This window comes from Methylobacterium sp. P5_C11 (assembly GCF_054049775.1).
Map to the genome: position 1 here is coordinate 1 of NZ_JBFULS010000025.1, position 22,546 is coordinate 22,546.

The following is a 22,546-nucleotide window of genomic DNA, read 5'->3' on the forward strand; positions in this document are numbered from 1 at the left end:
GCGCTCGGCCTGCGCTCGGCCTCGGCGAGGCCGACACGCTGGCGATCAACGAGATCGCCTGCGCAGACCCCGGCTGTCCCGACATGGAAACGATCGTCCTGGTCATGCGGGTGGGGGCGGCGACACGGGCGCGAGCGCGCCGGTTGCGGCTGGCTCGGAGGCCGGTGTGTCCAGGTTGTAGATGTCGTCGCGGAAATGCGCCTTCCCGTCCGGGGTGGCGTAGCCCGTGAGGTACACGAACGCCACCGGGACCGGTTTGACGAGCTTGATGTCGCGACGCTCGCCGTCGGCGATGCCAGTCTCGATCTCAATCGGACCCCAGCTCGTGCCGGGGCCGTTCGGCCCGTCCGTGCCCTGGAGCAGCCAGCCGACGAGGTCCTTCACCTGCCCAACGCGGACGCAGCCGTGACTGTGGAAGCGGACGTTGGCAGCGAACAGCGATTTCGCCGGCGTATCATGCATGTAGACGGCAAAGCGGTTCGGCATGTCGATCCGCACTTGGCCGAGCGAGTTGTCGAAGCCCGAATCCTGGCGCAGCGTGTAGTTCACTGCCTTCTCGCCGGCCCAGTCGATCCGGGTGGGATCGACCTCCCCGGTCGGCCCGAGGATTCGGATGTGGTTCCGGGCGAGATAGCCCGGATTCTTGCGCATCTGCGGGATGATCTCGTTCTTCACCACCGAGGCCGGGACGGTCCAGGTCGGGTTGAAGTTGATGTCGGTGATCCGGGTCTCTACCGCCGGGGTCGCCTTGTCGGGGGAGCCGACAACCGCCACGTAGCGGCGCGCCACCACGCCGTTCTCCACCGCCTCGACGGCGGCAGACGGAACGTTGACCACCACGTAGCGCTCGCCGAACGGGAATTTCGAGCCCATCAGCCGGGCCGCGGACGCGGCGAGCTGTCTCTGGCGCACCGTGGCGGGCACGTTGAGGGCGTTGATCGTGAGCCGGCCAAGGATGCCGCTGTCGGGCAGGCCGTGGCGTCCCTGGAAGGCCGCGATCGCCGCCACCAGGGACGGGTCGAGGCGGTCGCTCGGCGGCGCGTCCGCCGGCAGGTCGCCCGTGAGCGTCAGGTGGTGGCGCAGGGCCGGGATCGCCGGGCTGCGCTCACCCGGTTTCAGGCGCGCGAGATCCTCGGGCAGGCGCTCCCAGCCGCCGGCCTCCGCGAAGGCCGCGTACCGCTCGGCCGCTCGCAGCGTATCGAGGAACGTCCGCGGGGTCAGCGCCGGGTTCGGATCGCTCGAGACCTTGGCGTAGACCAGAGGCGCCGGCTCGCGGGACTTCCGCGCGGCTTCCTGAGGCTTGGCCTCCTGAGACTTGGCCTGCTGGGACTTGGTGTCCTGTGCCTTGGCATCCTGCGATTTGGCCGGCTCCGGAGGAGCTTCGGCCGCCTTGGCCTCCGCGGGCTTGGTCTCCACGGGTTTGGCGTCCGCTGCCCTGCCGGTCGCGCCCTTCCCCTCCGGCGTCCGGGGCTCTTGGCCCTTCGCAGTCTCCGTCGTGCCGGCGGGCGGTACGGTGACCGGGACGGCCAGCGGTGGCACAGGGGCCGGACCGGAGCCAGCCGGTGCAGAGCCGGCCGCCTGCGCGAGCACCGTGACCGGCGCGCCGAGGAGCGCCAGCAGGGACAGGCCCGCCCTCAGCACAGCGTGCGGGCGGCCGTGACGGCGGGGCTGGACCGGGACCATACGCAACACTCCCGACGGCGCCCGAGGCGGGGCGGTCGGGCGGGATCATGGATGTCCGTGGTTACCAATCTCCTCCGCTTCCACCGGGGCTGTGCGGCACGGATTCACCATCCGGAGACTGGTTCGGCCGCTCAGCGGGCGGTGCGGATATCGGTCCGCATGCAAAGCTCGCTTATGGTGTGCCGCCACAGCGCGACGGGAGATCGACCTCCGCCATGCCGGATTCCGGGTTCCAGGTCCCGAAGACGATGCCCTACCTGCCGCAGCTCGACGGCGTGCGCGCACTCGCCATCCTGATCGTGTTCGCGGCGCATTGCGGCTACAGCCACGTGATCCCCGGGGGCTTCGGGGTCACGGTCTTCTTCTTCCTCAGCGGCTACCTGATCACCACGCTGCTGCGGATCGAGCAGGCGCGGACGGGTGCGGTCTCGCTCTCCGCCTTCTACCTGCGGCGCAGCCTGCGCATCCTCCCGCCGCTGTACCTGACCCTGCTGGCGTCGGGCGCCCTCTACGCGGCCGGGTGGCTCGACTGGATGCGCGTTGAGCCGGCGGCGATCCTCGGACAGGCGACGTTCCTGACCAACTATCCCGGCCTGTTCGGCACCGAGGCGGTGCTCCCGGTGCCCCTGTGGAGCCTCGCCATCGAGGAGCACTTCTACCTGGTGTTTCCGCTGGCCTACGTGCTGTGGCTCGGGCGTCTGCGGCCGCGCCGGGCGGCGCTCGCCTGCCTGGGGCTCTGCGCGGCGGTCCTGGCGATCCGATGCCTGAATGTCTGGCGGCTGCCGGATTCCAGCCTGAACTACAGCTGGACCCATACGCGGATCGACGCGATCCTGTTCGGCTGCTGCCTCGGCCTGTGGAGCAACCCGGTGATCCCGGCCGACCGGGCGTGGCGCCCCAAGGTCTGGCACGTCGCCGCCAGCCTCGCCGTGATCCCCGGGACCCTGGCGGTCCGCGACCCGGCCTTCCGCGAGAGCCTGCGCTACACGCTGCAGAGCGCCGCCCTGTTCGCGCCCTTCGCCTACCTGCTCCACGGCGAAGGCTGGATCGTGCGGGCGCTCGCCAGCCGGCCGATGCGCCAGCTCGGGCTCTGGTCGTACAGCTTCTACCTCACGCACATGACCGTGGTGGCGCTGGTGCTGCACCTGAGTCCCGGGTTGCACGGCATCGGGCTGATGCTGGCGGCGTTCCCGGTGACGCTGCTCGGGTGCTGGGCGATGTACGGGTTCGTCGAGCGCCCCTGCGCGCGCCTCCGCCGCCGCCTCCTCGCCGACCGGCCGCCGGAGCCGAGCCTGGCCGAGGGCGGGCGCCGGGCCGGCGTCACGCCCGCCTGAGCCTGTCCCGGGCGGCGCTGTGGTCGGGGGCGGCCCGGAACGCCGCCTGCATCGCGTGCCACAGGGGCTTGCGCCGGAACTGCGCGTCGAGCGGCAGCGCCCGCTGCGGCAGGCCGTCCGGGCGCTTGCGGTACGGGTGGTCGTTCAGCCACGTGTCCGGGTCGTAGATGTCCCAGGTCAGGACGTCGAGGCAGGCGGGCTCGTCCAGCACCACGTCGAGGTAGCGCCGGGCGTAATCGGCCACCATCCGGTCGCGGGTCGCCACGTCGGACGGGAAGGCCCGGTCGTCGATGTCGAGTTCGGTGATCGCGATGCCGAGCCCCATCTGGCCGATCTCCCGCAGGAAGCGCCGCAGCTGACCCTGGTCGATCGGGATCGTGCTGGTGAGGTGCGACTGGAGCCCGAAGCGCCGGATCGGCACGCCGCGGGCGCGCATCGCCTCCAGGCGGCGCAGGACCTTGGTGCGCTTGGCCTCCATCCAGGGGACGCCCTGCTCCACCGCGTCCTCGTTCCAGGTGCCGGCGGCCGCGGGATCGGTCTCGTGCAGGATCCGGAAGGCGAGATCGACGTAAGCAGGGCCGATCGCGGTGAGCCAGGGCGAGTCGCGCAGGCCGCCGCCGCGGTCGGGATCGGCCTCGTTGCCGAGGATCTCGTTGACCACGTCCCAGGCGACGATCTGGCCCCGGTAATGGCCCGCCACCGTCTCGATCCAGCGCCGCATGAAGTCCTCGGCCTGGACGGCGCTCGCCCGGCCGAGCAGCGGGCCGACCCAGGTGGGCAGGGCCGCGTGCCAGACCAGGGTGTGGCCGCGCATGCGCTGGCCGTTCTCCCGGGCGAAGCGCAGGATGGCGTCGCCGCGGGCGAAGTCGGTCCGGCCCGGCGCGGGCAGGACCTCCTCCATCTTCATCTCGGTGCCGCAGACGAGGATGCCGCATTCCCACGCCACCGCCTGCCGGTAGGCGGGCGTCGCGTCGAACCGGTGGAAGGGCACCTCGCAGCCGTACATCAGGCCCTTGGCGGCCGCGGCGGCCTGGAGGCTGTCGCTCGCCCAGGACGGACGGCCGAGGGGACCGAACCCCGCCGGGCCGGCCGCACGCGCCGCATTGGCGAGGCCGAGAGAGGCCGCACCGGCGAGGATCGCGCGGCGGCTCGGGGCAGGGGGCATCCGGGTACTTCATTCCGACGCGTGGGCCGCCAACCCTAGCAGAAGCCGCCGCGGCGGCGATCCGCTGGTTCTGCCGGGTCGCACCGGATCGGGCTGAGCGCGACGTCTCCGCTGTCGCCCTCCGGAACCGCGCCCTGACGGACCAGCCTCCGGACCGCTCCCGATCGGAGGCCGCGGCATTGTTGTGGGATCGGAGCCAGGATATATAACCGGTGATATCAGGGGGAGGCTGGCGATGGGCAATGCTGCGCAGAAGCGAGCCGTCCGCAACTATCGATCGCGTCAGGTCGCGCGCGGCATCGCACGCTTCGAAGTTCAAGCGCTTGATGCTGATCGAGCGTTGATCCGCGCGCTCGCTCGTCGCCTTGCCGGGGATGATCCCGGCGCCGCGCAGGTGCGCAGGATGGTCCAGCAGATCGTTTTCGGAGAACCGCCCCACCCGGGTGGAATCCTCCAGGCGCTGCGCCGGTCGCCGCTCGTCGGCGCCGGTCTCGAACTCGATCGCGCGCGGGAGGAAGGCCGCACGCTCGATCTGTGACTCGATACCTGCTCGACACCAACATCATCAGCAATGTCGTGAAGCCGCAGCCTTCCGCCTCCCTGCTCGACTGGATGTCGAAGCAGCGTGACGACGCGCTGTTCATCACGGCGCTGACGGTCGCCGAGATCCGGCGCGGCATTCTGGAGAAGCCGGCAGGCGGGAAGCGCGCGGCGCTCGAAGCGTGGATCGCCGGCCCCGAAGGACCGCAAGCCCTGTTCACGGGCCGCATCCTGCCGTTCGACGACAGGGCCGGGCTGGTCTGGGCGCGGCTGATGGCGGACGGGAAGATCGCCGGGCGGCCGCGCAGCGCTCTCGACATGATCGTCGCGGCGATCGCCGAAGCCAACGCCTGTGTCGTCGTGACGGATAACGAGAAGGACTTCGCTGGCCTCCCGTTCATCAACCCGTTGCGCGGAGGCGCGGCCTGACCGAGGCTGTCGCGCCCCGGTCGCGAGACCGGAGATCCGCAGGCTTGTGCGCGGCGTCGGACGATCGCACGGCCATGCTGACGCCCACGCGGCGGGACGCGCGGGATCCGGATGCGAATTCGCCTTCCCCCCCGGGTCGCCCCATCTGATGGGCGCCACTCAGCCGAGGATCCGTCATGAGCCAGCACCCCGCGATCAGTCCGGGCCGCAGCGCGGTCGTCACCGGGGCCGCGAGCGGCATCGGGCTCGCCGCCGCGCAGGCCTTCGCGCGGGCCGGCATGAATGTCTGGCTCGCGGATCTGCCGGGGCCGGCCCTGGACGCGGCCCGCGCCGCCGTGGCCGAACTCGCCGCCGTCGAGGTCCGGGCGGTGCCCACCGACGTGTCGGATCGGGGCGCCGTGGAGGCCCTGGCGGCCGCCGTCGCCAAGGCCGGCCCGCCCGCGCTGGTGATGCTGAACGCCGGGGTCGAGGCCGGCGGGAAGCTGTTCTCCGACGCCGACACCTGGGCGCGGATCCTGGGGACCAACCTCGGCGGCGTGGTCAACGGCATCCACGCTTTCGCGCCCGGCATGATCGAGAGTGGCAAGCCCGGCGCGATCATCGTCACGGGCTCGAAGCAGGGCATCACCACGCCGCCGGGCAACGCGCCCTACAACGTCTCGAAGGCGGGGGTGAAGGCGGCCACCGAGGCGCTCGCCCACGAGCTGCGCAACCGCGAGGGCTGCCGGACCACCGCCCACCTGCTGATCCCGGGCTTCGTCTATACGGGCCTCACCAAGGCCCGCGGCGTCGCCGAGAAGCCGGCGGGGGCCTGGACGCCCGACGAGACCGTGGCCTTCCTGCTGGAGCGGCTCGCGGCCGGGGATTTCTACATTCTCTGCCCCGACAACGAGACCACCCGGGCGCAGGACGCGAAGCGGATCGCCTGGGCGGCGGGCGACATCATCGAGAACCGGCCCGCCCTGTCGCGCTGGCATCCCGACCACGCCGAGGCGTTCAAGCGCTTCATGGAGGTGTGAGGTCGCTGCGGGGCAAGCGAAGCATCTTGGTGGCGCCACGCCTCTCAGCGTTGCGCCACCCTGGGTCACTTCGTGCGCTCGTGATGACGGAGGAGCGAGACGGGTCGCGTGACTGCGCGGCGTGCCGCCTTCAACGTCTTTGCGAGCGCAGCGAAGCAACCCAGGGAGCCGCGACGCCGGACCTGTTCATGCCAGATCGGGATACAGGTCGCGCCAATCCGGATTCATCGACTCGATCAGCGCGAGCTTCCGCTTCCGTGAGCCCGCCTTGATCTGCTTCTCGCGCGTGATGGCCTCAACCATCGTGGGATAGTGCTCGTACCAGGCGAGGAGTTTGCAAGCGTAACGGCTCGTGAAGCCAGCCTGGAGGGCTTCGCGGTGCTCGTGGACACGCCGCGCGAGGTTGGATGTCACGCCGGTATAGAGCGTGCCATTGCGGCGGCTCGCCATGATGTAGACGGCCGGCTCGCGCATCGTGCTGTCCTTCGGCACCGGCGCGCTGCCCTGGGTTGCTTCGCTGCGCTCGCAAGGACGGAGCGTGAGGCCATCGGGTTGCCCCGACCTGTCGCAGCCGCTCCCTGAACCGGGCAGCGCTGGCCTGCGCCCCTCGTCTGGCGAAGCCCTTGCACACGGGCTAGGTCAGTGCGACGCAGCCGCCGCACGAGACCAGCGCACGACACCCGGGAGCCAAACGTGGCCACGATCATCCCCGTCGCCTCCTTCGACTGCGTCGTGTTCGGCGCGACCGGCGATCTGACCGCGCGGAAGCTTCTGCCGGCGCTGTTCTACCGATTCCGCGACGGCCAGATCCCCGAGACCAGCCGGATCATCGGCGCCTCGCGCTCGGAACTGTCCCTCGACGCCTTCCGCGAGCACGCCCGCGACGCGCTCAAGCGGTTCGTGCCCGCCGACGACCTGACCGACGCGATGCTGGAGCGTTTCCTCGACCACGTCGATTACGTCGCGGTCGACGGCGCCGGCGACAGCGGCTGGACCGACCTCGTCGCCAAGCTCGACGAGCGGCCCGACCAAGTCCGGCCCTACTACCTCGCCACCTCGCCCGACCTCTACGGCTCGATCTGCCGCAACCTCGCAGCCCACGGTCTCGTCGGCGCGAAGTCCCGCGTCGTGCTGGAGAAGCCGATCGGCAAGGACCTGAAATCGGCCAAGGCGATCAACGACGCGGTCGGCGAGGTCTTCCCCGAATCGCAGATCTTCCGCATCGATCACTATCTCGGCAAGGAGACGGTCCAGAACCTGCTGTCGCTCCGCTTCGCCAACACCATCTTCGAGCGGCTCTGGACCTCGGACGTGATCGACCACGTCCAGATCACGGTCGCCGAGACGGTGGGGGTCGAGGGCCGGGCCGGCTACTACGACACGTCGGGCGCGATGCGCGACATGCTGCAGAACCACATCCTGCAGCTCCTCTGCCTCACCGCCATGGAGAGCCCGCTCAATCTTGAGGCGAACTCCGTCCGGGACGAGAAGCTGAAGGTGCTGCGCGCCCTCAAGCCGATCACCGCGCACGACATCCAGAGCGCCACGGTGCGCGGCCAGTACGTGGCGGGCGCCGTCGACGGCAAGCCCGTCGAGGGCTACCTCGCCGAACTCGGCCACGAGAGCCGGACCGAGACCTTCGTGGCCATGAAGGTCGAGATCCAGTCCGGCCGCTGGGCCGGCGTGCCGTTCTACCTGCGCACCGGCAAGCGCCTGCCCCGGAAGCTCTCGGAGATCGTGGTGCAGTTCCGTGCCTCGCCCTTCTCGATCTTCCCCGAGGAGGCCTTCGGCCGCGAGCCGAACCGCCTGGTGATCCGCCTGCAGCCGCAGGAGGGCATGAAGCTCGAGGTCATGACCAAGGATCCGGGTCCGGGCGGCCTGCGCCTGCGCCCGACCGACCTCGACATCTCCTTCGAGGAGATCTTCAAGCAGCGCTATCCGGACGCCTACGAGCGCCTTCTGATGGACGTGGTCCGCGGCAACGCCACCCTGTTCATGCGCCGCGACGAGGTCGAGGCCGCCTGGGCCTGGGCGGACGACGTGCTCAAGGCCTGGGCCGACCGACCCGAGGCGCCGCGTCCCTACCCGGCCGGCAGCTGGGGGCCGACGGCCGCCATCGCGCTGATCGAGCGCGACGGCCGGACCTGGCACGAGGAACTGCGCTAAGGACGATCGTCGGCTTACGGTCAAGCTGCCTTGATACGGCCAAGCCAGATGTGAAACGTGTTCGTGCCGCCGGATACCGCCCCGGGAGAGGGTGGATACGGCGCGGCACGAGGGATCATCACATGCTGGACAATCATCAGGACGTGGCCGCCCAGGCCGAGCGCCGCCTGGAGCGTTCGGTCGCCGCGGCCCTGCGCGTTATCGCCGCCGCCCAGGTCGAACGGCAGGCCCCGCCGGTCTCCGCCGCCCGTCGGCGCCTGAGCGAGGTCTACAGCGCAACCCGTTTGGCGCGGCGCCTGAAGCAGGAGCGTCGAACCGCCTGAGCGGCCTGGAACGTCGGCCGTCCCTGCGCGCGCTCAGAGGGGGTCACACCGCTGCGTCCCAGGTCTCGCTGAGGGGCGTCGTCCCGCGGACCAGCCGGGCGCGCAGCACGACATCGCCCGACGGCATCGGTTCCGGCGGGCGCCACTCGACGTAGATCCGCCAGCCGCCGGTCTGCGGCACGAAGTTCGCCACCGGCTCGTGCATCGTGCCGGCGCTGGCGGAAACCTCCGCGCCTACGGCGTCGTCGGCGCCCTTCGGCAGCTCCGGTCCCGCGAAGTCGATCACGCAGAGCCGCCGCCGCGGGTTCGGCGGCGTCATCGGGCGCAGGCGCTCCGCCGAGCCGAACCGCGTCGAGGTCACCCGGGCCAGGGATGAGTCGGGGATCGCCGGCACCGGCTCGGCCCCCACCGTGGTTAGGCCGTAGGCGACCCGCAGCGGGGTGCCCGGCTTCGCCGGGGACGCCGGTACGAAGGCTGCCACGATGTTGTCCATGTATTCCTCGCCCGACGGGATCTCGAAGAGCTGCACGGCGCCCTCCGCGAAGGCGCCGCCGTCGGCGTCCGGGCTCACCCACAGGCCCGGCCGCGCCTCGTGGCGCGCCTCGACGTCGAGGTAGGCGGCGAAGCTCCGCTCCCGCTGCAGCAGCCCGAAGCCGGCAAGCGGCCGGGCCGCGAAGGCGGAGATCTGCGGCTGCTGGCGCCCGTTCACCAGGGGGCGCCAGATCCGGTCGACATGCGCCGGATCGGCCCCGGCCGCGACGCAGAGCCCGTCGGAATCGTGCACCTGCGGCCGGAAGTCGTCGAACGGCTTGGCGTCCCGGGCGCCGGGTCCGTTCTGGCCGAACAGGAACATGCTGGTGAGCGGCGCCAGACCGAGCTTCGCGATCGGCCGGCGCGGATGGAGCGCCGCCGTGACGGCGATCCGCGCCGGGTCCCCGGGGCTGATCGCGAACCGGTAGGCACCGGCCACGCTCGGGCTGTCGAGCAGGGAGAGCACCGTCAGGGTGCGTGCCTCCGGCTCCGGTTCGCAGATCCAGTGGGCGACGAAGTCGGGGAATTCCTCGCCCTCCGGCGCGCCGGTGCCGATGGCGAGACCCCGGGCCGAGAGCCCGTATTCCTGGTTGGCCGCGCGCAGGCGGAAATAGGACGCCCCGAGGAACACGAGGAACTCTTCCTGGAAGCCCTTGGGGCGCCAGGCCGGCGTGTCCGGGAAAGCGTAGTGCAGGCGGAATCCCGCAAAGCCGAGATCGGGCGCAAAGCTCTGGCCGGCGAGCGTCCGGCCGAGATCGAACAGGCGGCTCTCATAGGGAATCGGGCGTGCCGGCCCGACGCGCGGCTGGAGATAGAGGGCAACGCGCTTGCGCTGCAGGAAGCCCCGATGGAACAGCTGCGCGCTGAAATGGGCGCCGAGATGCAGGCTCTCGGCCGCCCGGAAGGTGATGGCACGGTAGCCGTCGTAGTCGAGGGCGGCGAGGGCGGGCGGCAGGTCTTCGGGCGGTGCGGCATAGGGCGCGGCCGCGAGGCGCGCCGCCTGGGCCGACAGGGACTCGAAGGTCATCGCGCCCTCCTGCGGCGGAAGCGCCGACCCGGCCCACGTTCTGGACCCATTCAGATCGGCCGCGCTAGGTAGGACCGTGCCGGCAGCCGCGGCCAGGACCGTCCGAAGAACGCGGCGTCGGGAGGGGGGATTGATCCGTTCGGCTTCCGGCCGCCCGTGTGGCCGGGGCGGCTCCGTGTCCTCACCCCGCACATCGGTATCCACGGTCATCGGTTCCCGGCCTCCGCCGGCGGGGCAGCCGGTGGCCTTCCACGGTCGAGTTCCTCGCGCCATGTCCTCACGCGTCATCTCCTCCGCCGAGCGGTCGCACCGGAACGCGGGTCCTGCCATACCCGATCCGTCGGATGGGGCATCCTATCGCGAGGTCTGGACCGACGGGCGCCGCGCCGCGCTGCGGACCCGGCGCCTGGCTCTGGCGGTCTCGAGCCTCGTCACCGCCGGCGGCCTGGTGTGGCTCGCCGCGCTGGCCTACCCGGCGGGCGTCAGCCCGCTCGCCTGGGCCGTCCTGGTTCTGTTCGGCCTCGTGATGGGCTGGCAGGCCTTCGTCGCCTGCCAGTACGTCTACGGCTTCGCAGCAGCCCTCCTGGGCGACCGGGCGAAGTCCGTGATGGAACGCCGTTCCGGAGAGGCGGGCGCCCTGCCGGCCGAGGCCGGGCGCACCGCCGCCGTGGTGGCGATCCACGCCGAGGACGCGGTGGCGGTGTTCGCCCGCCTGCGGGTGATGGCCCGGTCGCTCGCCCGCGCCGAGGCTCAGGGCATCGACATCTTCGTCCTGTCCGACACCCGGGACGGCGCGATCGCCGCCGTGGAGGAGCACGAATTCGCGCGCATCCAGGCCTGGGCGGTCGCCGACCCGGCCCTGCCGCGGATCCGCTACCGGCGTCGGACGGAGAATGTCGGCCGCAAGGCCGGCAACATCGGCGAGTTCTGCCGCCGCTACGGTGCCGAATACGCGTTCATGATCGTGCTGGACGCCGACAGCCTGATGACCGGCGACGCCATGAGCCGGCTCGTGCGCCTGATGGCGGAGAGCCCCCGCACCGGCCTGATCCAGACCGTCTCGTACGCCGCGGGCCGGGACACGCTCTTCGCCCGCATCCAGCAATTCGCCGTCCGCCTCTACGCGCCGCTGGCCCTGCGCTGCCTGGAGACCTGGCAGGGGCCGGAGGGCAGCTACTGGGGCCACAACGCCATCCTGCGGATCGAGGCCTTCGCGGAGAACGCCCAGCTCCCGAAGCTCCCGGGCCGGGAGCCGCTCGGCGGCGAGATCCTGTGCCACGACATCGTCGAGGGCGCGCTGATGGTCCGCGCCGGGTGGGAGGTGCGGCTGCTGCCCGAGATGGGGGGCACCTGGGAGGAGATGCCCACCAACTTGGTCGACCTGCTCGGCCGCGAGCGGCGCTGGTGCCAGGGCAACCTCCAGCACCTGCGGGTGCTGCCCTGGGCAGGCCTGCACGCCGCAAGCCGCTGGCACCTCTTCGTCGGCATCCTCTCCTACGGGGTGCTGCCGCTCTGGATCGCCTTCCTGGGCCTCGCCGCGTGGCAGGCCGCCCGGACCGGCGATCTCGGCCTCCTGGCCTACGGGCTGACCGGGCCGGGCGCCGCCGCCCACGCCCTCGCCGCCCTCAGCCTCGCCGTGCTCGCCCTGCCGAAGCTCCTGAGCCTCGGCCATGTCCTGGCCTCGCCGCAGCGGCGCGGGGCCTTCGGCGGCACCCGGGCGCTGCTCGCGAGCGCGGCCCTGGAACAGGTCGTCTGGGTGTTCCTGTGGCCGGTCCTGACCCTGTTCACCGCCGGGGCCGTGGTCTCGACCTTCTTCGGCCGGGTGGTGCGCTGGGAGACGCAGGACCGCGACGACCGGCAGCTCTCCTGGGCCGAGGCCTTCCGGCTCCAGGCCGACGCCGTCGTGGTCGGCGGCCTGATGGCCTTCGCCCTGGTCCTCGCCGGAAACCCCTGGCTCGCGCTCTGGATGGCGCCCCTGGCCCTGGCGCTCGTCACGAGCCCGGCCCAGAGCGTCTGGACGAGCCGGGCCGACCTCGGCCGTGCCGCCCGGGCGCGGGGCCTGTTCCTGAACGCCGACGACACCGCGCAGGCGCCGGAACTCGCCGAACTCGCCCAGCTCCGCGGCGCGCCCTGCGCGGTGGCCCCGGTCCGTCCGGCGCCGCGGGAGCCGGCCATCTGGCTCGCCGCCGACGAGGCCTGAGACGCGGCTCCGGACCCGGCCAGAGAAGATCCTGAAGCCCGGGGCAGCAGACATCATCCCGGGCCTTACGGCCAAGCTGCCACAGTGTTGCCATCGAGTCACGGGCGGGCGGAACCGCCGGGGCGGGGCCGTTTCAGGCTTGGTTTTGGGGCGCGAGCGTTTACCCCTTGGCGAGGATCGGCACGGCATCGTGCCCCGGTATTCGCCGCGTTCCCGCCATAGTCCGCGCCTGCCCCGAGAGGCTTTGATGCGTCGTTTTCTCCCCGCTCTGATCGGGCTTTTCGGCGCGGCCGCGTGCGCCGCGCCGGCCCTTGCCTACGAGATCGACCCGCTGACCCGCCAGCCGCTGAACGACGCGCTCACGGTGCGGGTGCGCCCGCAGGCCGTCGAGACCGTCGCGGTGCCGGTGGCCAACCCGGCCGACCCGCTGAGCGCCGACGCGGCGGTGCCGCAGATGTCGGCCATCCCGCGGGAGACCGTGGCGTATAACGGCCCGTACGGCGCCGGCACGATCGTCGTGTCCACGGCCGAGCGGCGGCTCTATTACGTGCTGGGCGGCGGTCAGGCCCTGCGCTACGGCGTCGGCGTCGGCCGCCCGGGCTTCACCTGGGGCGGCGTCCAGACCATCACGATGAAGCGCGAGTGGCCGGATTGGCGCCCGCCGTCGACCATGCTGAAGCGTCGGCCCGACCTGCCGCGCTACATGAAGGGCGGCCTCGAGAACCCGCTGGGCGCCCGCGCGATGTATCTGGGCGGCTCGATCTACCGGATCCACGGCTCCAACGAGCCGGAGACCATCGGCACGGCCGTGTCGTCGGGCTGCATCCGCATGACCAACGACGACGTGATGGACCTGTACACCCACGCCAAGGTCGGCACGAAGGTCATCGTCCAGCGCTGAATCTTTGGGACTTTTGCAGGAGGGCCGGCCGTGAGGCCGGCCCTTTTCGCGTTCAGGCGGTCGGCAGAGTGACCAGCGCGTCGGGACGCTTCACCTCGATCTCGATGAACGCGATCGGGTGGTCCGAGCCGTTCATCACGTCGTGCCGGATGCCCGCGGGCCGCATGTAGGATTGGCCGGCCGCGAGCGCCGTCTCGCTCACCGCCGCGCCGTCGTGGACGCGCAGGATCCCGTCCACCAGCATGACCACGAAATAGGGCCAGCCGTGCTCGTGCCAGCCGGTCACGGCGCCGGGCGGGAAGTCCCAGCGGGTGATGCGCACGGCGGCGTCGTCCTGCTGGATCGTGGGCGTTGCGGGGATGGTGCAGGCGAAGGCCATGGCGGCTCCGGAGACGATGACGACGCGATCTGGATTGGATGCAAATTCCGGCCCCGCTGACCTCATGTCGCTCCAGGCATGGAGGACGGGGACCGGGCGCCGTGGCGGATGCCGACGGCGATCAAGGCGTCCTCCCGGATCTCGTAGAAGATGAGATAGGGATATGGTCGCACCACGATGCGCCGAAGAGCCCCCAGATCGGTGAGCCGGCCGCTTCTGGGCTGATCGAGGAGAAGATCCAGGATGACGCGGATCCTGCCCTGGATTCGCCGCGCGCCATGGGGCGAGGAGCGGGCGATGTCCGTGAGCAGGTCATCGAGTTCGGCTGCGGCAGCCGCGGTGAAGCGCAGTTTCAAAAGCCGTGCTTCGACCAGATGGCCCTGATCTGTTCATCCGATGCGAACTCACCCCGTTCGGCTTGAGCGAGAGAGTGCGCGAACGATGTCTTCTCGTCCGGGCCGAGCTGATAAACGGCTTCGTCGTCGCCGGCGAGGCGCAGCAATACGTCGGCGAGTTCGTCCTGGGCCGCGGGAGACAGGGTGCGTGCCCGCGCGATGGCACGGTCGAGAAGCTCGGTCATGGCGCCATCCTGCGTCAGAACCGAACGGGGGGGAAGCGTTCGCGTCGCCGTCCTCAATGGCACCCACACGACCCCGAGCCGCAGCCCCCGCCGGACTTCACCGCGGCCTGCCGCGCCGTGTCGCGGTCGAGCCCACGCTCGGCGAGTTCGGTGAGGTAGGTGCTCCAGCGGGTCTCGTACTCGTGCCCCAGCGCGTGCAGGTAGCCCCAGCCGTAGATGCCGGTATCGTGCATGTCGTCGAAGCCGAGCTTCACCGCGTAGTTGCCGATCGGCTGCACCGCCAGGATGGCCACGGACCGCTTGCCGCCGATCACCTTCCGCTCCAGCGGCGAGTGGCCCTGCACCTCGGCCGAGGGGCTCGACACGCGCAGGTACTCGGCCGGCAGGGCGTAGCGCGCCCCGTCCTCGAAGGCGACGTTGAGCACCCGCCGGTCGGCCGACAGGCGGATCTCGGTCGGCCACAGATCCTCGCTCACGGGTCACACTCCTCACGCAATCCGGGGCTTCGGCCGATGACCGGCTTGCCCGCAACCGTCTGGGGCATCATATGCCGGATGATGCCCGATGACAGCTCCCTGACACCGCAGACGTCGGCGGTCGGCACGCCCGCCCGGCCCGCGCCGCTGATCGACCCGTTCCAGCGGGCGATCTCGTACCTGCGCATCTCGGTGACGGATCGCTGCGACCTGCGCTGCGCCTACTGCATGTCCGAGCACATGGAGTTCCTGCCCAAGCGCGACCTGCTGACCCTGGAGGAGCTGGACCGGCTCTGCGGCGTGTTCATCGCCCGCGGCGTGCGCAAGCTCCGGATCACCGGCGGCGAGCCGCTCGTGCGCCGCGACATCATGCACCTGTTCCGACGGCTGTCCCGCCATCTCGATTCCGGGGCGCTGGACGAGCTGACGCTCACCACCAACGGCACCCAGCTCACCCGCTACGCCGACGAGCTGGCGAGCCTCGGCGTGCGCCGGATCAACGTCTCGCTGGACACCCTCGACCCGGACAAGTTCCGGGCGATCACCCGCCGGGGCGACCTCAAGGTCGTGCTCGACGGCATCGCGGCGGCGCGGGCCACCGGGATGAAGGTCAAGATCAACGCGGTCGCCCTGCGCGACGTCAACGCCGACGAGATCCCCGACATGATCGCCTGGGCTCACGGCCTCGGCATGGACATGACGCTGATCGAGGTCATGCCGCTGGGCGAGATCGAGGCCGACCGCACCGACCAGTTCCTGCCCCTGTCGGTGGCCCGGCAGCGCCTGGAGACCCGCTACACCCTGACGCCGCTGCCCGACCGCACCGGCGGCCCGGCGCGCTACGTGCGCGTCGAGGAGACCGGCGGCAAGCTCGGCTTCATCACGCCGCTCACCCACAATTTCTGCGAGAGCTGCAACCGGGTGCGTCTGACCTGCACCGGTCAGCTCTACCTGTGCCTGGGCCAGGAGGACTCGGCCGACCTCCGGGCGGTCCTGCGCGCCTCCCAGGACGATGCGGTGCTGGCCCAGGCGGTGGTCGAGGCGATCACCCGCAAGCCCAAGGGCCATGACTTCGTCATCGAGCGCCAGCGGCCGGCCGCCGTGCCGCGGCACATGAGCGTCACGGGGGGATAGCGCTCACATCTCCTCGTCGGCATAGCGCGCCGGCTGCCGCCCGCGCTGGCCGGAGCCTTTCCGCGGCGCCCCCGCGCTGATCCCCGCCACGAGGTCGGCGATGTGGCGCAGCGTCTCCAAAGCGAGCGCCTTGTCGCCCTCGCCGCGCCCCTGCGGGATCAGCGCCTTGGCGAAGCCGAGCTTCTGAGCCTCCTTGAGCCGGGCTCCGGCCTGGGCGACCGGCCGGATCGCCCCCGACAGGCCGATCTCGCCGAAATAGACCGTCTCGGGCGGCAGAACGGCCCCGGAGAGCGACGAGACCAGGGCGGCGGCGACCGCGAGGTCGGCCGCCGGCTCGGTGATCCGTAAGCCTCCGGCTACATTCAAATAAACGTCGTGGCTGCCGAGCCGGATGCCGCCATGGGCCTCCAGTACCGCCAGCACCATCGACAGCCGATTCGGATCCCAGCCGACCACGGCGCGGCGCGGCATGCCGAGGGACGAGGGCGCCACCAGCGCCTGGATCTCCACCAGCAGCGGTCGCGTCCCCTCCATGCCGGCGAAGACGGCCGTGCCGGCGGCCTGTTGGTCGCGGCCCGCCAGGAACAGGGCCGAGGGGTTCGGCACCTCGCTCAAGCCCGCATCCGTCATCTCGAACACGCCGATCTCGTCGGTCGGCCCGAACCGGTTCTTCACGGCGCGCAGGATCCGGAAATGGTGGCCCTGGTCGCCCTCGAAGGAGGCGACCGCGTCGACCATGTGCTCCACCACCCGGGGGCCGGCGATCTGCCCGTCCTTGGTGACGTGGCCCACCAGGATCACCGCCGTGCCGGTGGTCTTGGCGAAGCGGATCAGGGCCTGTGCCGACGAGCGCACCTGCGTGACCGTGCCGGGGGCGGATTCCACCGTCTCGGTCCACATGGTCTGGATCGAGTCGATGATCGCCAGCGCCGGCGGCCGACCCTGGCTCAGGGTCTCGACGATGTCCTCGACATTGGTCTCGGCGGCGAGCTGAACCGGGAGCGCGCTCAAGCCCAGCCGCTCCGCCCGCAGGCGCACCTGCCCGACCGCCTCCTCGCCCGAAATGTAGGCCACCCGCTCACCGGTCCCGGCCATGGCCGCGGAGGCCTGCATCAGCAGGGTCGACTTGCCGATGCCGGGATCCCCGCCGAGCAGGATCACCGAGCCGCGCACGAAGCCGCCGCCGGTCACCCGGTCGAGCTCGCCGATCCCCGAGGGGATGCGCGGCGCCTCCTTGGCCTCGCCGGTGAGCCCCTCCAGCGGGAAGACCCGGCCGCGGTTGCGCGACGGCCGGGTCGCGGCCGGGCCGGACTGGCCGGGGGCCGACGGCGCCTCCTCGACGATCGTGTTCCAGCCGTTGCAGGCCTCGCAGCGCCCGCGCCAGCGGTTGTAGACCGCCCCGCAGGACTGGCAGACGAAGGTCTGGTGGATCTTGGCCATTCGGGTCCGGGCGCCGTCGTTCCGGCGGGTCAGCGTGGGGTCGCGTCAGCCTACATAGGTTCGAACATAACGAGAACCCAGGCCGGTGAGGATTTCGTATCCGATCGTCCCGGCGGCACGGCCGACCGCGTCGATGTCGAGCGCGTCCCCGATCATTACCGCGGTGGCGCCGCGGCGCGCGGCAGGCGCCGCGGTGACGTCGATGATGATCAGGTCCATCGAGACGAGCCCCAGGATCGGGCAGAGGACACCCCCGACCAGCGCCTGCCCGCGCCCGCTGATCGCCCGCGGCAATCCGTCGGCATAGCCCAGCGACAAGGTCGCCAGCCGGCTCGGGCGGGGAGCGGTCCAGCGGCCGTTGTAGCCGACCGTGGCGCCCGCCTCGACGCCGCGCACCTGCGCGATCATCGCCTCCAGCCGCACCACCGGGCGCATCGGATTCGCGGCCCCCGGTGTCGGATTGCCGCCGAACAGGGCGTAGCCCGGCCGCAGGAGGTCGTGCCGGGCACCGTCGAGGAACACGCCCGACGAGTTCGCCAGCGAGGCGCGCAGCGTCGGATAGGCCGCCCGCACCCGGCCGAAATCCGTGATCTGCCGGGCGTTGACCGGATCGTCCGCCTTCTCGGCGCTGACGAAATGGCTGAGGAGCAGATCGATGCCGGCGGCTTCGATCTGCGGATACCCGGCCAGGGCCAGCGCCTCCGGCACCGACAGGCCCAGCCGGTTCATGCCGGTATCGACGTGGAGGGCCGCTTGCAGCCGGCCCGCCGAGAACGCCGCCCACTCCGACACCTCCTCGACGCTGCCGAGGACGGGGCGCAGCCCATGCGCCCCGAACGCCGCGGCGGCACCCGGGGCGAGGCCGTTCAACACGTAGATCGCGGCCTCCGGCAGGGCCGCCCGGGCGGCGACGCCCTCGGACAGGTGGGCGACGAAGAAAGTCCGGCAGCCGGCTGACCACAGGGTCGGCCCGACCCGGCCGATGCCGCAGCCATACGCATCGGCCTTCACCACGGCGGCGCAGGCGGTGCCGGCGCCGCGGGCGGCCAGGAGCCGCCAGTTCGCCGCGATCGCCCCGAGGTCGATCGTCAGCCGGGCGCCGTGGGCACCGGTTTCCGTCCCGGATTGCGTCACCGATCGGGTTCCATGCTGAGCTTTGCCGGCGCGGTTCACGGGGGCACGCCGCCGCACGGCCTGCCGCGCCCCGGCTCCCTCATGACCGGCCGTTCCGGCGTGATCAAGGCGGCGTGCCGGAACCGCCCCGCCCGTGGCGCCTCCGGTATGCGCCCGGCGACAGGCCCACGCGCTTCCTGAACTGCCGCGTGAAGGCCGTCTGGTCCCCGTAGCCGCTGTCCAGGGCGATCAGGCTGATCGGATCGTCGCCCTGCCGGAGCCGGGCGGCCGCCCGGTCGATCCGCAGCCGCGTGAGATATTGCCGCGCCGAGAGCCCGAACATCGCTCGGAGCCGCTGATCGAGCCGGAACGGCGTCAGGCCCGCCAGACCCACCAGATCCTGCACGGTCCTGCAGGTGTCCGGATGGTCCTGCGCGGTGCGCAGGGCGCGCGACAGGAGGGCGGTCTCGTCCGGCGCCGCGTTGGCGGAGCGGAGGTCCCGCGACAGGCCGATCAGGCCCGCGACCGCGCTGTCGCGGTCGAACAGCGGCTCCTTCCAGGTGAGGCACCAGCCCTCCCGGCCATCGGCGTAGAGGTGCAGCTCCAGTTCGCCCTTCAGGGGGCGGGCGCTGCGGAGGATCGCGCGGTCCTGCTCGGCGATGCGACGGCCGAGTTCCCCCGGGAAGACCTCGTCGGCCGTGCGGCCGATCAGGGCCTCCTTGCGCTCGAACCCGGTGCGCTCGGCCAGGATCTGGTTGGCCGCGACGTAACGGCCGGCGGAATCCTTCACGAAGAAGATCGTGTCGGGGATGCCGTCGAAGAGATCGTCGCAGAGCAGCGGCCGGTCGAGGCGCGCGACGAGGCTGTCGAGGGGTCTCACCGCGCCCGCCTCCGCAGGCTGGCCGAATGCGCAGCCTGCATCGGCGTTTCGGCCAAGACACGCCGCTCGTCGGGAGGGATCCTGCCGGCCTGAAGCCGCATCCGCAGGCCCGACACGACACGCGAGGCACCCATGCACGGAAACCCCATCACCGGGACGATCCCGATCCTGATGAGGCCGCGCACGCCGCGCGGCAAGCCGGTCTGACGGTCCGTGCGCGTCATCGATTCCCACACCGCGGGCGAGCCGACCCGGCTCATCGTGTCGGGCGGCCCCGATCTCGGATCCGGGACCCTCGCTGAGCGGCGGCGCATCTTCGCGGCCCGGCATGACGGCGTCCGCACCTTCGCGCTCAACGAGCCGCGCGGGTTCGACGCCGTGGTGGGCGCGCTGCTGTGCGCGCCGTCGGCGCCCGATTGCGCGGCGGGGCTGATCTTCTTCAACAATGCCGGCTTCCTCGGCATGTGCGGCCACGGCACCATCGGGGCGGCCGTCACCCTCGCCCATATGGGGCGCCTCGCCCCGGGGGTGCATCGCTTCGAGACGCCGGTCGGCATCGTCCGCGTGGACCTGCACGACCGCAACACCGCGACGATCGCCAACGTCCCGGGCTACCTGCACCGACACGCGGTCGACGTGGCCGTCGACGGCCTCGGGACCGTGACCGGCGACGTCGCCTGGGGCGGCAACTGGTTCTTTTTCACCGACTCGATCCCCTGCGCGATCGCGGCGGCCAACATCCCGGCGCTCACGGATGCGGCCGGGCGGATCCGGACGGCGCTGCGCCGCGCCGGCGTGACCGGCCGCGATGGCGCCGAGATCGACCATATCGAACTCTACGGTCCGGCGCCGGAGGGCGCCGATGCGCGCACCTTCGTGCTCTGTCCCGGTGGCGCCTACGACCGGTCGCCCTGCGGCACCGGGACCAGCGCCAAGCTCGCCTGCCTGGCCGCCCGCGGCACGCTCGCCCCGGACACGCCCTGGGTGCAGGAAAGCGTGATCGGGACCCGCTTCACGGCCCGCTACGACCATGGCCCCGACGGGACCATCCACCCGCGCATCACCGGCCGCGCCTGGGTCACCGCGGAGGCGACGCTGCTGCGGGACCCCGGCGACCCGTTCCCGAACGGCATCGGCGGCGCGGCGTGACCGGGCCTGCGCCGCGCAGCGCCGCCGTGATCGGCGGCGGCATCGTGGGCCTCAGCACCGCGCTGGCGCTTCAGGCGCGCGGGATCGCCGTGGCGGTGTTCGACGATCCCGGCGCGCAGGCTCCCGCATCGGCCGGCAATGCCGGCCATATCGCGGTGGAGCAGCACGCGCCGCTCGCCTCCCTGGCCACGCTCCGGTCCCTGCCGCACCGGCTGATGAGCCTGGGCGGCCCCGTGAGCTTCCCGCCCGGGGCCGTCGGCCATTGGCTGCCGTTCGGGCTCCGGCTGCTGCGCGCGTCCGCGCCGGCCCGCTTCGAGCGGGGAACGCAGGCGCTGCGGAGCCTTCTGGCCGAGGCGCTTCCGGCCTGGCGGCGGCTGATGCGGGACGTCGGGACGCCCGACCTCCTGCGCCTCCAAGGCAACATCGTGGCCTGGGAGAGCGTCGCGGGAGCCCGGCGCGCCCGCGCGGCGCTGCGGACCTTTGCGAGCCCGGTGGCGCACTGGCGCGACCTGACCGCCGAGGAGGCGCAGGCGCTCGGCGGCCTGCTCCGGCTCCGTCCGGCCGACGCCGTGTGCTGCGAGGGAACGGCGAGCGTCGCCGATCCCGGCGCGGTGCTGGACGCCCTGCGCGCGGCCTTCCTGGCCCGCGGCGGTACCCTTGACCGGCGGTCGCGCACGCTGGCGGCCGCGCGCCGGACCGGGGCCGACCGGATCGTGATCGCGGCCGGCGCGCGCTCGGCCCCGCTCATGCGCGAACTGGGATATCGGGTGCCGCTCATCGCGGAGCGGGGTTACCACATCCAGGCCGCCCGGAGCCGCTGGCCCATGAGCCTGCCCTCGGTGGTCTTCGCGGAGCGCGCCCTCGTGGCAACGCGGTTCCGCTCGGGCCTGCGGGCGACGGGCTTCATCGAGTTCACCCATCCCGACGCGCCGCCCGATCCGCGGAAATGGGAGCGCCTCAAGGCCCATGCCGGAGCCCTCGGCCTGCCGTTCGACGCGCCCGTCGAGACCTGGGTCGGCGCCCGCCCGACCCTCCCCGACTACCTGCCGGCCATCGGCCGCAGCACCCGCGATCCCCGCGTGCTCTACGCCTTCGGTCACCAGCATCTCGGCCTCACCCTCGGCCCGGTGACCGGCGAGATCGTCGCCGCGCTCGCCTGCGGTGCGGCGGACGGGCCGGACCCGGCGCCCTTCACGGTGCAGCGCTTCGGCTGACGGGACCGGCCGCGCGGGCCGCTTTGCGCCCCCGCGCCGCATGCGCTGGGGCTGTGGCTGATGCATGGACGGCACAGGCTCCGGATCAGGCCGATGCGCCAGGGTGACGGCCGAGTTCCGGCTTGGTATAAATCCACCGCGGTCCGGGGGAGCCGCACGGCCGACGCGCCATCCCCGCGGGTACCAAAAGCTCAACGATGCCGTTTACCGTCCTGGATCTCGCCGTGCTCGGCATCGTCGCGGTCTCCGCGTTGCTCGCGGCCGTGCGTGGCGTCACCCGCGAGGTGCTGGCGATCGTCGCCTGGGTCGCCGCGGCCGCGGTCGCCTGGACGCTCCATCCGATGCTGCTGCCGACCGTGAAGCAGCACGTGAACAGCGATACCGTGGCGCTGGTCGCCTCCATCGCGGCGATCTTCCTCGGCACGCTGATCGTCGTGTCGATCATCACGGTGAAGATCTCGGACGTCGTCCTCGATTCGCGCATCGGCGCGGTGGATCGCTCGCTCGGCTTCCTCTTCGGCGCGGCCCGCGGCTTCCTGATCTGCGTGATCGGCTGGGTATTCCTGTCCTGGCTGGTGCAGGGCAAGGTGCCGGACTGGGCCGCCCAGGCGCGCACGCGCCCGATGCTGGAGAAGTCCGGCGACGCCCTCGTGGCGCAGCTGCCCGAGAATCCGGAGGGCTTCCTGAAGCAGTTCAAGAAGCCGAAGGCCGTCACACCGCCCAACGAGGCTGCCGACGCCCCGGCCGAGACCGACGCGGCGCCCCAGCGCCGGACCGAGACCGCGCCGACCCCGACGCGACGCTGATCTGCGGTATTCGCCGTAGGCCTCGCCGTAGGGAACGCCTAGATAGCGGGTCCGGTG

The 22,546-nt window shown here is 71.8% G+C and carries 23 protein-coding genes and 2 pseudogenes; 13 read left to right on the top strand and 12 right to left on the bottom strand.

What is annotated here, in order from left to right; genetic code table 11:
* A pseudogene (locus ACXJKQ_RS14930) lies at window positions 1-230 on the top strand (hypothetical protein); the annotation flags it as partial.
* Between the two features lie 130 nt (window positions 231-360).
* On the opposite strand, the pseudogene ACXJKQ_RS14935 reads toward ACXJKQ_RS14930, so the two are convergent.
* Window positions 361-1,683, bottom strand: a pseudogene (locus tag ACXJKQ_RS14935) (L,D-transpeptidase family protein); the annotation flags it as partial.
* A 215-nt stretch (window positions 1,684-1,898) separates the two neighbouring features.
* Between ACXJKQ_RS14935 and ACXJKQ_RS14940 the strand changes: the two are divergent.
* On the top strand, window positions 1,899-3,017 hold the full coding sequence (locus tag ACXJKQ_RS14940; protein WP_457106514.1) for an acyltransferase family protein: 1,119 nt from the start codon (window positions 1,899-1,901) through the stop codon (window positions 3,015-3,017).
* On the opposite strand, the gene ACXJKQ_RS14945 is transcribed toward ACXJKQ_RS14940, so the two are convergent.
* Window positions 3,004-4,182, bottom strand: a complete 1,179-nt coding sequence (locus ACXJKQ_RS14945; RefSeq protein ID WP_457106515.1) for an endo-1,4-beta-xylanase — start codon at window positions 4,180-4,182, stop codon at window positions 3,004-3,006. The genes ACXJKQ_RS14940 and ACXJKQ_RS14945 overlap by 14 nt on opposite strands.
* 235 nt (window positions 4,183-4,417) lie before the next feature.
* Here ACXJKQ_RS14945 and ACXJKQ_RS14950 point away from each other — a divergent pair, with 235 nt between their 5' ends.
* The 3 genes from ACXJKQ_RS14950 to ACXJKQ_RS14960 all read left to right on the top strand — a co-directional run bounded on the left by ACXJKQ_RS14950 (window position 4,418) and on the right by ACXJKQ_RS14960 (window position 6,170).
* The gene (locus ACXJKQ_RS14950) at window positions 4,418-4,720 is read left to right on the top strand and encodes a hypothetical protein (RefSeq protein ID WP_457106516.1); all 303 of its coding nucleotides are present in this window, start codon (window positions 4,418-4,420) and stop codon (window positions 4,718-4,720) included.
* A complete protein-coding gene (locus ACXJKQ_RS14955; RefSeq protein WP_457106517.1) occupies window positions 4,717-5,151 on the top strand; it encodes a PIN domain-containing protein in 435 nt (144 codons plus the stop codon). Before ACXJKQ_RS14950 ends, ACXJKQ_RS14955 begins: the two co-directional genes overlap by 4 nt.
* Window positions 5,152-5,327: 176 nt before the next feature.
* On the top strand, window positions 5,328-6,170 hold the full coding sequence (locus ACXJKQ_RS14960; RefSeq protein WP_457106518.1) for an SDR family NAD(P)-dependent oxidoreductase: 843 nt from the start codon (window positions 5,328-5,330) through the stop codon (window positions 6,168-6,170).
* 186 nt (window positions 6,171-6,356) lie between these two features.
* Here the strand turns inward: ACXJKQ_RS14960 and ACXJKQ_RS14965 are convergent, their stop codons facing one another.
* Window positions 6,357-6,644 (bottom strand): GIY-YIG nuclease family protein, encoded by a 288-nt coding sequence (locus ACXJKQ_RS14965; protein ID WP_457106519.1) that lies wholly within the window; start codon window positions 6,642-6,644, stop codon window positions 6,357-6,359.
* A gap of 219 nt (window positions 6,645-6,863) precedes the next feature.
* Between ACXJKQ_RS14965 and zwf the strand changes: the two genes are divergently transcribed.
* Both zwf and ACXJKQ_RS14975 read left to right on the top strand, forming a co-directional pair.
* On the top strand, window positions 6,864-8,336 hold the full coding sequence (gene zwf, locus ACXJKQ_RS14970) for a glucose-6-phosphate dehydrogenase (protein WP_457106520.1): 1,473 nt from the start codon (window positions 6,864-6,866) through the stop codon (window positions 8,334-8,336).
* A 122-nt stretch (window positions 8,337-8,458) separates the two neighbouring features.
* The gene (locus ACXJKQ_RS14975) at window positions 8,459-8,659 is read left to right on the top strand and encodes a hypothetical protein (RefSeq protein ID WP_457106521.1); all 201 of its coding nucleotides are present in this window, start codon (window positions 8,459-8,461) and stop codon (window positions 8,657-8,659) included.
* Between the two features lie 43 nt (window positions 8,660-8,702).
* Here the strand turns inward: ACXJKQ_RS14975 and ACXJKQ_RS14980 are convergent, their stop codons facing one another.
* A complete protein-coding gene (locus tag ACXJKQ_RS14980; protein ID WP_457106522.1) occupies window positions 8,703-10,217 on the bottom strand; it encodes a glucan biosynthesis protein in 1,515 nt (504 codons plus the stop codon).
* A 271-nt stretch (window positions 10,218-10,488) separates the two neighbouring features.
* On the opposite strand from ACXJKQ_RS14980, the gene mdoH reads away from it, so the two are divergent.
* Together mdoH and ACXJKQ_RS14990 are read left to right on the top strand one after the other, a co-directional pair.
* Window positions 10,489-12,417: a glucans biosynthesis glucosyltransferase MdoH gene (gene mdoH, locus ACXJKQ_RS14985; RefSeq protein ID WP_457106523.1), complete on the top strand. Its 1,929-nt coding sequence runs from the start codon at window positions 10,489-10,491 to the stop codon at window positions 12,415-12,417.
* A gap of 247 nt (window positions 12,418-12,664) precedes the next feature.
* Window positions 12,665-13,318, top strand: coding sequence for a L,D-transpeptidase (locus tag ACXJKQ_RS14990; protein WP_457106524.1), 654 nt, complete (start codon window positions 12,665-12,667; stop codon window positions 13,316-13,318).
* Between the two features lie 52 nt (window positions 13,319-13,370).
* On the opposite strand, the gene ACXJKQ_RS14995 is transcribed toward ACXJKQ_RS14990, so the two are convergent.
* The 4 genes from ACXJKQ_RS14995 to ACXJKQ_RS15010 all read right to left on the bottom strand — a co-directional run bounded on the left by ACXJKQ_RS14995 (window position 13,371) and on the right by ACXJKQ_RS15010 (window position 14,753).
* Window positions 13,371-13,697, bottom strand: coding sequence for a cupin domain-containing protein (locus tag ACXJKQ_RS14995; protein ID WP_457106525.1), 327 nt, complete (start codon window positions 13,695-13,697; stop codon window positions 13,371-13,373).
* A gap of 62 nt (window positions 13,698-13,759) precedes the next feature.
* Window positions 13,760-14,053, bottom strand: coding sequence for a type II toxin-antitoxin system RelE/ParE family toxin (locus ACXJKQ_RS15000; RefSeq protein ID WP_457106526.1), 294 nt, complete (start codon window positions 14,051-14,053; stop codon window positions 13,760-13,762).
* Complete coding sequence (locus ACXJKQ_RS15005; protein ID WP_457106527.1) at window positions 14,050-14,277, bottom strand: hypothetical protein; 228 nt, start codon at window positions 14,275-14,277, stop codon at window positions 14,050-14,052. The genes ACXJKQ_RS15000 and ACXJKQ_RS15005 overlap by 4 nt, the downstream gene beginning before the upstream one ends.
* A 53-nt stretch (window positions 14,278-14,330) precedes the next feature.
* Window positions 14,331-14,753, bottom strand: a complete 423-nt coding sequence (locus ACXJKQ_RS15010; protein WP_457106528.1) for a gamma-butyrobetaine hydroxylase-like domain-containing protein — start codon at window positions 14,751-14,753, stop codon at window positions 14,331-14,333.
* A gap of 81 nt (window positions 14,754-14,834) precedes the next feature.
* On the opposite strand from ACXJKQ_RS15010, the gene moaA reads away from it, so the two are divergent.
* Window positions 14,835-15,887 (top strand): GTP 3',8-cyclase MoaA, encoded by a 1,053-nt coding sequence (moaA, locus tag ACXJKQ_RS15015; protein ID WP_457106589.1) that lies wholly within the window; start codon window positions 14,835-14,837, stop codon window positions 15,885-15,887.
* A gap of 3 nt (window positions 15,888-15,890) precedes the next feature.
* Here moaA and radA read toward each other — a convergent pair whose 3' ends face one another.
* From radA to ACXJKQ_RS15035, 4 genes are all read right to left on the bottom strand, one after another.
* Window positions 15,891-17,327 (bottom strand): DNA repair protein RadA, encoded by a 1,437-nt coding sequence (gene radA, locus ACXJKQ_RS15020; protein ID WP_457106529.1) that lies wholly within the window; start codon window positions 17,325-17,327, stop codon window positions 15,891-15,893.
* A gap of 45 nt (window positions 17,328-17,372) precedes the next feature.
* A complete protein-coding gene (gene alr, locus ACXJKQ_RS15025) occupies window positions 17,373-18,461 on the bottom strand; it encodes an alanine racemase (protein ID WP_457106530.1) in 1,089 nt (362 codons plus the stop codon).
* A 103-nt stretch (window positions 18,462-18,564) separates the two neighbouring features.
* Window positions 18,565-19,320, bottom strand: a complete 756-nt coding sequence (locus ACXJKQ_RS15030; RefSeq protein WP_457106531.1) for a helix-turn-helix domain-containing protein — start codon at window positions 19,318-19,320, stop codon at window positions 18,565-18,567.
* On the bottom strand, window positions 19,317-19,544 hold the full coding sequence (locus tag ACXJKQ_RS15035) for a hypothetical protein (protein WP_457106532.1): 228 nt from the start codon (window positions 19,542-19,544) through the stop codon (window positions 19,317-19,319). Before ACXJKQ_RS15035 ends, ACXJKQ_RS15030 begins: the two co-directional genes overlap by 4 nt.
* Here ACXJKQ_RS15035 and ACXJKQ_RS15040 point away from each other — a divergent pair.
* The 3 genes from ACXJKQ_RS15040 to ACXJKQ_RS15050 all read left to right on the top strand — a co-directional run bounded on the left by ACXJKQ_RS15040 (window position 19,534) and on the right by ACXJKQ_RS15050 (window position 22,489).
* Window positions 19,534-20,469 (top strand): 4-hydroxyproline epimerase, encoded by a 936-nt coding sequence (locus tag ACXJKQ_RS15040; protein ID WP_457106533.1) that lies wholly within the window; start codon window positions 19,534-19,536, stop codon window positions 20,467-20,469. The two genes, ACXJKQ_RS15035 and ACXJKQ_RS15040, sit on opposite strands and share 11 nt — an antisense overlap.
* A complete protein-coding gene (locus tag ACXJKQ_RS15045) occupies window positions 20,466-21,683 on the top strand; it encodes an FAD-dependent oxidoreductase (RefSeq protein ID WP_457106534.1) in 1,218 nt (405 codons plus the stop codon). Before ACXJKQ_RS15040 ends, ACXJKQ_RS15045 begins: the two co-directional genes overlap by 4 nt.
* 197 nt (window positions 21,684-21,880) lie before the next feature.
* Entirely contained in the window at window positions 21,881-22,489 is a 609-nt protein-coding gene (locus tag ACXJKQ_RS15050; protein ID WP_457106535.1) for a CvpA family protein, read from the top strand.
* The last annotated feature ends 57 nt before the right edge of the window (window positions 22,490-22,546 follow it).